13 protein-coding genes are annotated in these 12117 nt (G+C 60.3%); 9 read left to right on the forward strand and 4 right to left on the reverse strand.

Annotated elements, in window-relative coordinates:
• Nucleotides 1-14 precede the first annotated feature (14 nt).
• The 4 genes from AC0IW7_RS13975 to AC0IW7_RS13990 form a co-directional block, all read right to left on the reverse strand.
• Nucleotides 15-302 (reverse strand): oxidative damage protection protein, encoded by a 288-nt coding sequence (locus AC0IW7_RS13975; RefSeq protein WP_108096435.1) that lies wholly within the window; start codon nucleotides 300-302, stop codon nucleotides 15-17.
• The gene (gene mutY, locus AC0IW7_RS13980; protein WP_471818784.1) at nucleotides 299-1366 is read right to left on the reverse strand and encodes an A/G-specific adenine glycosylase; all 1068 of its coding nucleotides are present in this window, start codon (nucleotides 1364-1366) and stop codon (nucleotides 299-301) included. The genes AC0IW7_RS13975 and mutY overlap by 4 nt, the downstream gene beginning before the upstream one ends.
• On the reverse strand, nucleotides 1363-3588 hold the full coding sequence (locus tag AC0IW7_RS13985) for an AsmA family protein (RefSeq protein ID WP_471818786.1): 2226 nt from the start codon (nucleotides 3586-3588) through the stop codon (nucleotides 1363-1365). The genes mutY and AC0IW7_RS13985 overlap by 4 nt, the downstream gene beginning before the upstream one ends.
• Nucleotides 3589-3742: 154 nt before the next feature.
• Nucleotides 3743-4141: an acetyl-CoA sensor PanZ family protein gene (locus AC0IW7_RS13990; RefSeq protein WP_471818788.1), complete on the reverse strand. Its 399-nt coding sequence runs from the start codon at nucleotides 4139-4141 to the stop codon at nucleotides 3743-3745.
• A 165-nt stretch (nucleotides 4142-4306) separates the two neighbouring features.
• Between AC0IW7_RS13990 and AC0IW7_RS13995 the strand changes: the two genes are divergently transcribed.
• The 9 genes from AC0IW7_RS13995 to AC0IW7_RS14035 all read left to right on the forward strand — a co-directional run bounded on the left by AC0IW7_RS13995 (nucleotide 4307) and on the right by AC0IW7_RS14035 (nucleotide 12108).
• Nucleotides 4307-5968 (forward strand): OFA family MFS transporter, encoded by a 1662-nt coding sequence (locus AC0IW7_RS13995; protein WP_122493344.1) that lies wholly within the window; start codon nucleotides 4307-4309, stop codon nucleotides 5966-5968.
• A 224-nt stretch (nucleotides 5969-6192) separates the two neighbouring features.
• Nucleotides 6193-6786 carry an imidazoleglycerol-phosphate dehydratase HisB gene (hisB, locus tag AC0IW7_RS14000; protein ID WP_122493343.1) on the forward strand — a complete coding sequence of 198 codons (594 nt, stop codon included), beginning with the start codon at nucleotides 6193-6195 and terminating at the stop codon, nucleotides 6784-6786.
• Nucleotides 6786-7424 carry an imidazole glycerol phosphate synthase subunit HisH gene (gene hisH, locus AC0IW7_RS14005; protein ID WP_471818791.1) on the forward strand — a complete coding sequence of 213 codons (639 nt, stop codon included), beginning with the start codon at nucleotides 6786-6788 and terminating at the stop codon, nucleotides 7422-7424. The genes hisB and hisH overlap by 1 nt, the downstream gene beginning before the upstream one ends.
• Nucleotides 7424-7684 (forward strand): DUF2164 domain-containing protein, encoded by a 261-nt coding sequence (locus AC0IW7_RS14010; protein ID WP_471818793.1) that lies wholly within the window; start codon nucleotides 7424-7426, stop codon nucleotides 7682-7684. Before hisH ends, AC0IW7_RS14010 begins: the two co-directional genes overlap by 1 nt.
• A 40-nt stretch (nucleotides 7685-7724) precedes the next feature.
• Entirely contained in the window at nucleotides 7725-8462 is a 738-nt protein-coding gene (gene hisA, locus AC0IW7_RS14015) for a 1-(5-phosphoribosyl)-5-[(5-phosphoribosylamino)methylideneamino]imidazole-4-carboxamide isomerase (protein WP_122493340.1), read from the forward strand.
• A 10-nt stretch (nucleotides 8463-8472) separates the two neighbouring features.
• Complete coding sequence (hisF, locus tag AC0IW7_RS14020) at nucleotides 8473-9243, forward strand: imidazole glycerol phosphate synthase subunit HisF (protein WP_122449511.1); 771 nt, start codon at nucleotides 8473-8475, stop codon at nucleotides 9241-9243.
• A 130-nt stretch (nucleotides 9244-9373) separates the two neighbouring features.
• A complete protein-coding gene (locus AC0IW7_RS14025) occupies nucleotides 9374-10129 on the forward strand; it encodes a substrate-binding periplasmic protein (RefSeq protein WP_471818794.1) in 756 nt (251 codons plus the stop codon).
• A gap of 244 nt (nucleotides 10130-10373) precedes the next feature.
• On the forward strand, nucleotides 10374-11132 hold the full coding sequence (locus AC0IW7_RS14030; RefSeq protein WP_471818796.1) for a substrate-binding periplasmic protein: 759 nt from the start codon (nucleotides 10374-10376) through the stop codon (nucleotides 11130-11132).
• Nucleotides 11133-11352: 220 nt separating this feature from the next.
• Nucleotides 11353-12108 (forward strand): substrate-binding periplasmic protein, encoded by a 756-nt coding sequence (locus tag AC0IW7_RS14035; RefSeq protein ID WP_463383968.1) that lies wholly within the window; start codon nucleotides 11353-11355, stop codon nucleotides 12106-12108.
• Nucleotides 12109-12117 lie beyond the last annotated feature (9 nt).

A 12117-nucleotide genomic window follows, 5' to 3' on the forward strand; every position in this document is an offset into this window, starting at 1 on the left:
ATTAATCCGGGCGCTTACGATTTTTTCTCGGAATCGCTAGGCGCGACGTAGCCTTCGGCTTGGGCGTATTCCTCGCCGGAGAGGAATTTGTCCATCTCGGCCTGGAGGAATTTGCGGTCTTCGGCATTCATCATGTTCAGGCGGCGCTCGTTAATGAGCAGGGTCTGGTGTTTTTGCCATTCGTCCCAGGCTTGCTGGGAGACGTTGTTGTAGATGTCTTCGCCTTTGGCGCCGGGGTACGGCGGGCGGGGCAGACCCGGCAGGTCTTGTTTGTGTTTGCGGCAATGTACGGTGCGGGTCATGTCGGTTCTCCAGCGTTCAATTCGTCTGCGGCGCGTTTCAGCAGTTTTTTTACTGGCGCGGCAAGCCCCAGGCGGGGCGGGGTGGCGAGGTTATACCAGAGCCAGTCGGCCTCGGCCACGCTGGGGGTATTGCTCTCGACGTGGATGAGCCACGGTTCGATGGCCAGTTGGAAGTGGCTGAAGGTGTGGGTGATGCCGGCCAGTTCGCGGCGGCTGCCAAGGGTCAAGCCGCGTTGGAGGGCGAAGGTTTCCAGGGCGGCAGGCTCGCTCAGTTCGGGCAGGCTCCAGAGGCCGCCCCACAGGCCGGTGGATGGCCGACGGTAGAGCAAAATGTCGCCGTCGCGGTTGGCGAGTATCGGCATCACGGTGTGTTTTTGCGGCAGGGTTTTACGCGGCTTGGCGATGGGGTAGCGAATCTCCAGGCCGAGCATGTGCGCCTGGCAGCCGCTTTGTAGCGGGCACAGCAGGCAGCTGGGTTTGCTGCGGGTGCAGAGTGTGGCGCCCAAATCCATCATCGCTTGGGTGTAGTTGTTGACGCGCTCATGCGGGGTGAAGCGTTCGGCGACGTCCCACAGTTGTTTGGCCACTTTTGGCTCGCCGGGGTAGCCCTCTTGGGCGACGTAGCGGGCCAGTACGCGTTTGACGTTGCCATCGAGAATGGGCGCACGCACGCCCATGGACAGGCTGGCAATTGCGCCTGCGGTCGAGCGGCCGATGCCGGGCAGATCGGTGAGCTGTTCGACGCTGCGGGGAAACTCACCGCCATGCTCGGTCATGACGATTTGCGCGGTCTTTTGCAGGTTGCGGGCGCGGGTGTAGTAGCCCAGGCCGGTCCACAGGTGCAGCACTTCGTCTTCGGGGGCTTCGGCCAGGGCTTTTACGGTCGGCAGGGCGGCCATAAAGCGGTCGAAGTAGCCCAGCACGGTGCTCACCTGGGTTTGCTGCAGCATGATTTCCGACACCCAAACGCGGTACGGGCTGATGTTGTGCTGCCAGGGCAGGTCTTTGCGGCCGTGGCGGTCGTACCAGTCGAGTACCGCGTTACTGAATTGCTCGGGGTTCATCGTTTGAACAGGCCCTTGAGTGCATCTTTGAGTTCCGGGCTGACTTTGTCGCCGAGCTTCTCTTCGAGTTTTTCATTGAGTTTGTCGCCGGCCAGTTTGGCGGCCACTTTGCCCATGCTGTCTTTGTCCAGGCGGCAGGCTTTGGCGCCCAGTTCCAGCGGACCACGGCAGCGCAGCGGCCATTCGATGTCGACGTAGCGTTTGTTCACTTCGCAGGCCGGGTCTGGCATGTCGCTCTTGTCGCCATCGATGATGATGCCCACGCGGTAGTCCATGCCCAGCACGCGCAGGTCGATGTCGCCGTTGCCGTTTACGCGCAGACCCGGAATGCGCACTTTCAGGTCGGGGTTGTTGGCCACGCCGTTGCGCACGCTGAGGGTGCCGTCCAGTTGTTCGAACGGGGTGTCTTTGCTGCGTGGCTCGCTGCTCAAAGACTTGCGGTTGAGGGTGGCGATGCCTTTGCACAGTTGCTGTTCGAGGTTGGCGTCGATCAGCGCACCGTCGCTAAGGGCAAAGCTGGCGTTGCCGTTGAGGGCTTCGATCCAGGTTTTTTCGCTGTTGCCGCTGGTGCTGAAGTCGGCGTTGAGGTCGAGCAGGCCGCGCACGGGCGGTTTTTCTTTTTGCGTGGCGAGGAGTTTTTCCACCGGTACATGGCTGATGCGTTTCTGCACTCTCAACAGCGGCACAGCCGGGCGCACATCGAGGCTGGCGGTGGCGTTGAAGTTGCCGTTGTAGAGATCGCCTCGCACGTTTTCCACGGTCAGCAGGCCGTCTTTGGCGTTGGCTTTGATGCTGGCGTTTTCGATTGGCAGCTTGTCGACGGTGAGCAGGCCGAGGCCCACGTTGAGGTCGGCGGTCACTTTGCGCAGTTGGTCGATGGGCAGCACCGGCTCTTCGCTCCAGGCTTGCTGGCTCGGCGGGTTGGGCAGGTCGCTGTTGCCGTCGCGGCCAGCGCTGGCGAGGGTGCCACTGACTTCGTTCTGGCGGTTGCTGCGCGGCTCGTCTTCTTTCTTTTTCGCTGGCAGGTAGTTGTCGAGGTTGAGCTTGTCGCCCTTGAGCTGAACGCTTAAGGCCTGCTTGGCGATGTCGGTGACGGCCAGGCTGCCGGTGAAGGCGCTTTCGTCGACTTTCAGTTTCAGTTCGTTGAAAGCCAAGCTGTTGGCATTGCCTTGCAGGCGGGCGACCAGCTCGACTTTGCTCAGGGTGTTGGCATCCGCGCTTGCTGGCGCCGGGTGGCCGATGCCGTCGAGGAATTCACGCAGGTTGAATTCGGCGATGGAAAGGCCGCCGGTGAGTTGCGGTTCTTTGTCCAGCTCGCGCACGTTCAGCTCGCCGAGGGCGCGCAATTGGTTGGCGGAGAATTTCAGGCCGTTCCATTCGGCGACTTGGGCGCCTTGGTCGAGCAGCAGTTGGCCTTGGGCGGCAAAGGTGACGGTTTTGCCGTTCAACGGCTCGCCCGACGCTTCGCCTGAGAGTTTCAGGTCTTCGAACTGGTAGCGCTTGAGGGCGCGGTCGAAACGCAGTTCGCCGGCCAGTTCGGTTTTGGCGCGCAGTACCGGTTGGTTGGTGCCGAGGAAGGCGGTGAGTTTCAGCGGAATGTTCGCGCCTTCGCGGATAGCGCCGGTGGTGAGTTCGATGCCTTCGGCGCTGAATTGGCGGCCAGTCTTGGCGTCTTTGTAATCGATGCGGGTGTTGGCCAGGGTCAGGCTGTCGATGTCGAGTTTCATCGGTTGCGACGGCTTGGTGTCTGGCGTGCCTTCGTTGGCTGGCGGCGTTGTTTGCGGCGCTTGGCCGGCGTCGGCGGGTGCGGCCGGTTTCGCCGGACGGCCGATGTCTTGCCAGTTGCCACGGCCTTGTTCGTCGCGGGCGAGGGTCAGGTTGAGGCCGTCGACTTTGATGTCGCTCATTTGCACTTCGCGGCGCAGCAGCGGCAATACGCGCACCGACAGGCCGATCATGCGCAGGTCGGCAAATGGCTGGTTCGGCGTGGTGGCGCTGGCCAGGGTAGCGTCGTGCAATTCCAAGCCTAGCCAGGGAAACAGGCTCCAGCCGATGTCGCCATTGAGCGTCAACTCGAGGTTGGCTTTGTCACGGGCGATCTGGCGGATTTCGTCTTTGTAGTCGTTGGGATCAAACAAGTGGGTGAGGGCAAAGCCCAGCGCCACGAGGATCAGCAAGACTCCGAGGAAGAACAGACCCAGGATTTTGCCAAACGATTTCATGGACGATTCCTTGTTGGTGAGCGCTGAAAAGCAGCGCGAAGACGGGAAAAAACGATGCCGGAGTATAACGCCGACCAGCGGTGGCAGTGGCTCGAGGATTGGATGGGCACGCGCGGCCGTGGTTCCGCTGCTGTGCCCAGGCTGGGGCGGGGCGTTACAGCGAATGCAGAACCAGGCCGGTTTTGGCGGCCAGCGCTTGGCTTTCGAGGTGGCCTTGGGGTGCGGCCAGGTGCAGTGGTTTGCCCGCTGCGTCTGCCAGGCGTCGCACTTCAGCCAACAAACGCCGCGCCACCCCACGCTTGCGGGTGACGGCACGTACGCACAGGTGCGACAAGCGCCAGGCGTTTTCGCCTTTTTCCAGCAGGGCCGCGCCCAACAGTCGGTCGTTGAAGCGCCCGGCGATTAGTTGTCGCCGGCTGAGGGCAGTTTCGATGAGCTGCTCGCGGCTGGCGAATGGCGCCAGCAGCCAGTCGGGTGCGTCCTGATACACCTTGTTCAGGTCGGTTAAATCCTGACTCGAAGGTTCATTTATTTCTTCTACAAGTACCGGCATGCCTGGGCTACAGCCTCTTGGGAAAGATTGATGTGGGTCAATTGTGCGTTGTTCAACAAATGGTACGCGCAAACCTAGTCGTCGTACGTCTGTAGGCGATATCCTTCCGCCTTCGTACCGCTTCACCTATCTGCCCATACTAAAAAACATAGAGAGATCCTCGAAATGACTGACGCCCTTGCAGTGGCCGGCGGCGCAGCTAAGTCTGCGTTTCTGTCCAAGGAGCGCATCATCGCTGCTCCTGGCTTCAACCGCTGGCTAGTGCCGCCTGCGGCTCTGGCTATTCACCTGTGTATCGGCATGGCGTACGGCTTCTCCGTATTCTGGCTGCCGCTGTCCAAGGCCATTGGCATTACCGCGCCAGTGGCGTGCGGCGCCGATCTGGGCTTCTTCCAACAAGTGTTCGCCAGCGATTGCGACTGGCCGATTTCGATGTTGGGTTGGCTGTACACCTTGTTCTTCGTATTCCTCGGTTGCTCGGCCGCCATTTTCGGTGGCTGGCTGGAACATGCTGGCCCGCGTAAGGCCGGTGTGGTTTCCGCTGTGTTCTGGTGCGGTGGTCTGCTGATTTCCGCGTTGGGTGTGTACACCCACCAAATCTGGCTCATGTGGCTGGGCTCGGGCGTGATTGGCGGTATCGGCCTGGGCTTGGGCTACATCTCGCCGGTATCGACGCTGGTGAAGTGGTTCCCGGACAAGCGCGGTATGGCTACCGGCATGGCGATCATGGGTTTCGGTGGTGGCGCCATGGTTGGCGCGCCGCTGGCTGCACAGCTGATGGGTTACTTCGCTGGCCCGGACGGCGTCGGCGTATGGCAAACCTTCGCCGTCATGGCCGTTATCTACTTCGTGTTCATGATGGGTGGTGCGCTGGCCTACCGCGTTCCGCCAACCGGCTGGAAGCCTGAGGGCTGGACGCCGCCGGTGAAAAAAGCCAACGACGAAATGATCACCAAGGGCCACGTGCACGTCAGCAAAGCCTGGAAAACTCCGCAGTTCTGGCTGGTGTGGGCCGTGCTGTGCCTGAACGTGTCGGCCGGTATCGGCATCATCGGCATGGCATCGCCCCTGCTGCAGGAAGTGTTCGCCGGTCGCCTGATCGGTACGCACCAGAGCTTTGGCGAACTGAGCCCGGAGCAACTGGCACAGATCGCGATCATCGCTGCCGGCTTCACCGGTTTGCTGAGCCTGTTCAACATTGGTGGTCGTTTCTTCTGGTCGTCGTTCTCCGACTTGATCGGCCGCAAAACCACTTACTTCGTGTTCTTCGCCTTGGGCTTCATGCTCTACGCGCTGGTGCCGTGGACCGGCCACCTGGGTAGCGTGGCGTTCTTCGTGTTCAGCATCTGCCTGATTCTGTCGATGTACGGCGGCGGTTTCGCCACCGTGCCGGCTTACCTGGCTGACTTGTTCGGTACGCAAATGGTTGGTGCCATTCACGGTCGCCTGCTGACTGCCTGGGCGTTTGCCGGCATCCTCGGCCCGGTGCTGGTGAACTACATCCGCGAATACCAACTGAGCGTTGGCGTGGCCAAGGCCGATGCCTACGACATCACCTTGTACATTCTGGCGGGGCTGTTGGTGGTGGGCTTCATCTGCAACGCGCTGGTCAAGCCAGTTGCCGCCAAGCACTTCATGACCGACGCCGAGCTGGCGGCCGAGCGTGCCATTGGTAACGACAACGCCGTGCAGACCGCCGCCAATCTGGAGTGGACTGCGGATCCGAAGAGCAAGCCGTTGGTTATTGCTGCGTGGTTGGCCGTAGGTATCCCGCTCGCTTGGGGTATTTGGGTGACGCTGCTTAAGACCGTGGTCTTGTTTAGCTGAGTGAGTTAACCCGCGCTTCACAACAAAGCCGACGTAATGTCGGCTTTGTCATTTCTCGATCAAGGGTTTCGGGGCTAAGGCCATGCAAGGCGCCCCGGAGCTTTTAAGCGCAGCGTACTCAAGTACGTGAGCATTAAAAGCGAGGACGCAACGCAGCATGGCCGACGACCCGGAAGCCGGCCTATAATGCGGGCCCTTTCGCATTAAGATTCGTGGAGCTGGTGATGGCCGAACGTACGGCATCCGTCGAACGCAACACTCTGGAAACCCAGATCAAGGCGTCTATCAATCTGGATGGCACCGGCAAAGCGCGCTTTGCCATTGGCGTGCCTTTTCTTGAGCACATGCTCGATCAGATCGCCCGTCACGGGTTGATCGACCTGGATATCGAAGCCCAAGGCGATCTGCATATCGACGACCACCACATGGTGGAAGACGTCGGTATCACCCTCGGTCAGGCCTTTGCCAAAGCCATCGGCGACAAGAAGGGCATCGTGCGTTACGGCCATTCCTATGTGCCGTTGGACGAAGCGCTGTCGCGCGTGGTGATCGATTTCTCCGGTCGCCCGGGCCTGCAAATGCACGTGCCGTACACCCGCGCTACCGTAGGCGGCTTCGATGTCGACCTGTTCCAGGAATTCTTCCAGGGCTTCGTTAACCACGCGCTGGTCAGCCTGCACATCGACAACCTGCGCGGCTACAACACCCACCACCAGATCGAAACCGTGTTCAAGGCCTTCGGCCGCGCGCTGCGCATGGCGGTGACGCTGGATGAGCGCATGGCCGGGCAGATGCCGTCGACCAAGGGCTGCCTGTAATGCAGACGGTAGCCGTCATCGATTACGGCATGGGCAACCTGCACTCGGTGGCCAAGGCGCTTGAGCACGTAGGTGCCGGCCGGGTGCAGATCACCAGCGATGCCACGGTGATTCGTGAAGCCGACCGCGTGGTGTTTCCAGGCGTTGGCGCCATTCGCGATTGCATGGCTGAAATTCGCCGCCTGGGCTTCGACAGCCTGGTGCGTGAAGTCAGCCAGGACCGTCCCTTCCTCGGCATTTGTGTCGGCATGCAAGCCTTGCTCGATCACAGCGAAGAGAACGGCGGCGTGGATTGCATCGGCCAGTTCCCCGGTCAGGTGCGCTTCTTCGGCAAAGACCTGGTCGAAGACGACGAAGCTTTGAAAGTGCCGCACATGGGCTGGAACGAAGTGGCGCAAACCGTCGATCACCCGCTGTGGCACAGCATTCCTGATCTGGCGCGTTTTTACTTTGTGCACAGCTTCTATATCGAAGCGGCCAATGCCCGCCAGGTAGCCGGTCGCGGTCATTACGGCGTCGACTTTGCCGCCGCGCTGGCTGATGGCTCGCGTTTCGCCGTGCAATTCCACCCGGAAAAAAGCCACACCCACGGCCTGCAGCTTTTGCAGAATTTCGCCGCTTGGGACGGTCGCTGGTAATGAGCCGCGGCAAACAGAAAGCACCCAGCCTGACTCTGGAGCCGGCGCAGGAAGCTGCGGCGGTGGCCGTGCTCAAGCGCTTTCTGAAAGACCGTTTCGAGCTTGAGCTGGGCAGCTTTGAAGCCCAGGAAGTGCTCGAGGTGTTTATCCGCGAAGTGGCGCCGCTGTTTTACAACAAGGCGATTGCCGATGTGCAGGCGCACCTGGCTGACAGGTTCATGAGCATCGAAAGCGACTTGTGGGCACTCGAAAAGAGCTGACCCGTTTCCCCGAATTCCAAGACTTGAGCAGGTTCGACTGATGCTGATTATCCCCGCTATCGATCTTAAAGACGGTGCCTGCGTGCGCTTGCGCCAGGGCCGGATGGAAGACTCCACCGTGTTCTCCGATGACCCGGTGAGCATGGCCGCCAAATGGGTGGAAGGCGGTTGCCGGCGTTTGCACCTGGTCGACCTCAACGGCGCCTTCGAAGGCCAGCCGGTGAACGGTGAAGTGGTGACTGCCATCGCCAAGCGCTACCCGAACTTGCCGATCCAGATCGGCGGCGGTATTCGCTCGCTGGAAACCATCGAGCACTACGTCAAAGCCGGCGTGAGCTACGTGATCATCGGCACCAAAGCCGTGAAGCAGCCGGAATTCGTGGCTGAAGCGTGCAAAGCGTTTCCGGGCAAAGTGATTGTCGGTCTCGACGCCAAAGACGGCTTCGTTGCCACCGACGGTTGGGCCGAAGTGAGCACCGTGCAGGTGATTGATCTGGCCAAGCGTTTCGAAGCCGACGGCGTGTCGGCCATCGTTTATACCGACATCGCCAAAGACGGCATGATGCAAGGCTGCAACGTGCCGTTCACCGCTGCGTTGGCCGCGGCCACCAAGATTCCGGTGATCGCTTCTGGCGGCATCCACAACCTGGGCGACATCAAAGCCCTGCTGGACGCCAAGGCGCCCGGCATTATCGGCGCCATCACCGGCCGCGCGATTTACGAAGGCACCCTGGACGTCGCCGAAGCCCAGGCTTACTGCGACGCCTACAACGGCTGAGGACTGAACCATGGCGCTGGCCAAACGCATCATCCCCTGCCTCGACGTCGACAATGGCCGCGTGGTCAAAGGCGTCAAATTCGAGAACATCCGTGATGCCGGCGACCCGGTGGAAATCGCCCGTCGCTACGACGAGCAGGGTGCCGATGAAATTACCTTTCTCGACATCACCGCCAGCGTCGATGGCCGCGACACCACGCTGCATACCGTCGAGCGCATGGCCAGCCAGGTGTTTATTCCGCTGACCGTGGGCGGCGGCGTGCGCACCGTGCAGGACATTCGCAACCTGCTCAATGCTGGCGCCGACAAGGTGTCGATCAATACCGCCGCCGTGTTCAACCCCGAGTTCGTTGGCGAAGCTGCTTCGCGTTTTGGCGCGCAGTGCATCGTGGTCGCCATCGACGCCAAAAAGGTTTCGCTACCGGGCGAAACACCGCGCTGGGAAATCTTCACCCACGGCGGCCGCAAACCGACCGGGCTGGACGCCGTGCAATGGGCGAAAAAGATGGAAGACCTGGGCGCCGGTGAAATTTTGCTGACCAGCATGGACCAGGACGGCATGAAGAACGGCTTCGACCTGGGCGTTACCCGCGCCATCAGCGAAACCGTCGGCATTCCGGTGATTGCTTCGGGCGGCGTGGGTAATTTGCAGCACCTGGCCGACGGCATCATCGAAGGCAAAGCGTCGGCGGTGCTGGCGGCAAGTATTTTCCACTTTGGCGAATACACCGTGCCTGAGGCGAAGGCCTATATGGCCGCCCGGGGCATTGTGGTGCGCTAGAGCTGCTCTACGCTCAGGCTGCAGCGATCCATTCTGGCTGCTAAGTTGCATAGTGCTGCGCAAGGTCTGGCATAAAGCCACCAAGGCCGCGCGTTACGCCTCACATACCTTCAGAAGTAGAGATACCGAAATGTTCAAACGCCTGCTGCTTGCGCTGGCCAGCACCGTATTGGTGCTCGCTGGCAGTGCTCGTGCCGAAGTAGACCCGGATTACAGCATCGTGCTGCTGACCGAAAACTTCCCGCCTTACAACATGGCCATCAACGGCAAGAATTTTGCCCAGGAAGACAACATCGATGGCATCGCCGTCGACGTGGTCAAGGAGATGTTCAAGCGCGCCGGTATCAAATACAGCCTGACCCTGCGCTTCCCGTGGGACCGCATCTATAAGCTGGCGCTGGAGAAACCTGGCTACGGCGTATTCGTCACCGCGCGTTTGCCCGAGCGTGAAGATTCATTCAAATGGGTCGGCCCCATCGGCCCGGACGACTGGATCATGCTGGCCAAGCCTGACAGCAAAATCACGCTGAGCAGCCTCGAAGACGCCAAGCAGTACAAGGTCGGCGCTTATAAAGGTGACGCCATTGCCGAGTACCTGACCGAGCACAAACTCGACCCAATCCTGGCGCTGCGTGATCAGGAAAACGCGCAAAAACTGCGCGATGGGCAAATCGATTTGTGGGCCACCGGCGACCCGGCCGGTCGTTATCTGGCCAAGCAAGAAGGCGTGAGCGGTTTGCAAACTGTGCTGCGCTTCAACAAAGCCCAACTCTACCTGGCGTTGAATAAAGAGACCCCCGATGAGGTGGTACAGAAGCTGCAGGGTGCATTGGACAAGATGCGCAGTGAGGGCTTCGTCGACGAAATCCTCAACAGCTATCTGTAGGGCCGAATCGGCCGCGCTACCCACGGTGCGCGGCCAAACGTTCCCGTTGCAACATAGGCATTCCAAGAAGAAGAGCATCGCAACGCGGGCCACAAGCCTGCCGAGCACCGACCTATATTCTCGAGCCACGCCACGAAACGAACAGCGGCCTAACCTGCCGTGTGCCGGGTCCGTGCATGCACAGGTGAACGCTTAGCGATGCCGTCCGCGGTGTGATCGATGCGATCGCAGACAGGACAAAATCATGCTGAAAGTGTTCACCCGTTCGCTGTTGTTGGGCCTTGCACTGGCTGCAAGCACGCTGGCCCATGCCGAGCTGCCGTATGGCTACAAAGTGGTGTTGCTGACCGAAAACTTCCCGCCTTTCAACATGGCCATCGACGACAAGAACTTTGCTCGTGACGATGGTATCGATGGCATCAGCGCCGAGATCGTGCGCGAAATGTTCAAGCGCGCCGGTATCGAATACTCGCTGAGCCTGCGCTTCCCCTGGGACCGCCTCTACAAGCTGACCCTCGACAAACCCAACTACGGCCTGTTCTCCACCACCTACACTGAAGAGCGCAAACCGCTGTTCAAATGGGTGGGGCCGCTGGCGAAAACCGGCTGGGTATTGCTGGCCAAACCCGGCAGCACACTGAAGCTGAGCAACCTCAAGGAAGCGAGCAAATACACCGTTGGCGCCTACAAAAACGACGCCGTCAGCCAGCACTTGGAAAGCCAGGGCATGGCGCCGGTGAATGCGCTGCGCGACCAGGAAAACGTCAGCAAATTGATGGAAGGGAAGATCGACCTCTGGGCCACCACCGACCCGGTCGGCCGCTACCTGGCCAAGCAGGAAGGTGTGAGCGGCTTGTCCACCGCCCTGCGTTTCAACGACGCGCAGCTTTATCTGGCCATGAACCTCGATACGCCGGATGAGGTGATTCAGCGTTTGCAGAAAGCGCTGGATGAAATGCGCAGCGACGGCTTTGTGGAAGACGTGACCAATAACTACCTCTAGGCCCTAAAGGCATTGCGGCGAAAGCGGCGATCCGCTTGAGCCGCGATGGCTGGAAACCGTCTATCTCGCCCCTGCCACTCCCGGTCGCTATGTGCCGGGAAACGCTCGCTCCGCTCTGAGCGCTGTGTCACAAATTTCTCCAACGCTCCCTGTACGATTGCGCGCTTGCGCCGAAGCCCGGCTGCTCACAATAAAATTGTCGATAGGACATCACACCATCATGCTGAAGTTAATCTCACGTTCGCTGTTGCTGGGCTTGGCCCTGACCGCCGCCGCTGCCCATGCTGAATTGCCGGAAGGCTATGAAGTGGTGCTGCTGACCGAGAATTTCCCGCCCTTCAACATGGCGGTCGACGACAAAAACTTCGCCCGCGACGAAGGCATCGATGGCATCAGCGCCGATCTGGTGCGCGAAATGTTCAAGCGCGCCGACATCAAGTACAACCTGACCCTGCGCTTCCCTTGGGATCGTCTCTACAAGCTGACGCAAGACAACGCCAACTACGGCCTGTTCTCCACCACCCGCACCGAAGCGCGCGAAACGATGTTCAAGTGGGTGGGCCCGCTGGCCAATACCAGCGCCGTGCTGATGGCCAAGCCGGGCAGCACGCTCAAGCTCAACAGCCTTGAAGAAGCCAACGCCTACAAACTCGGCGCCTACAAGAACGCCTCGGTCAGTCAGTATCTGGAAGGCAAAGGCATGACGCCGGTGAACGCGCTGCGCGACCAGGAAAACGTCAGCAAATTGATGGAAGGCAAAATTGACCTGTGGGCGACAACCGACCCGGTAGGGCGTTACATGGCCAAGCAGGAAGGCGTGAACGGCTTGGTGACCGTGCTGCGCTTCAACGATAACCAGCTGTTCCTGGCGATGAACCTCAACACCCCGGACGAGGTGATTCAGCGTTTGCAGAAAGCACTGGATGCGATGCGTGCCGATGGCACCGTGGACAAGATTTCAGCTAACTACCTGTAATCAGAAAGC

It is taken from the genome of Pseudomonas sp. AC229 (assembly GCF_979254655.1).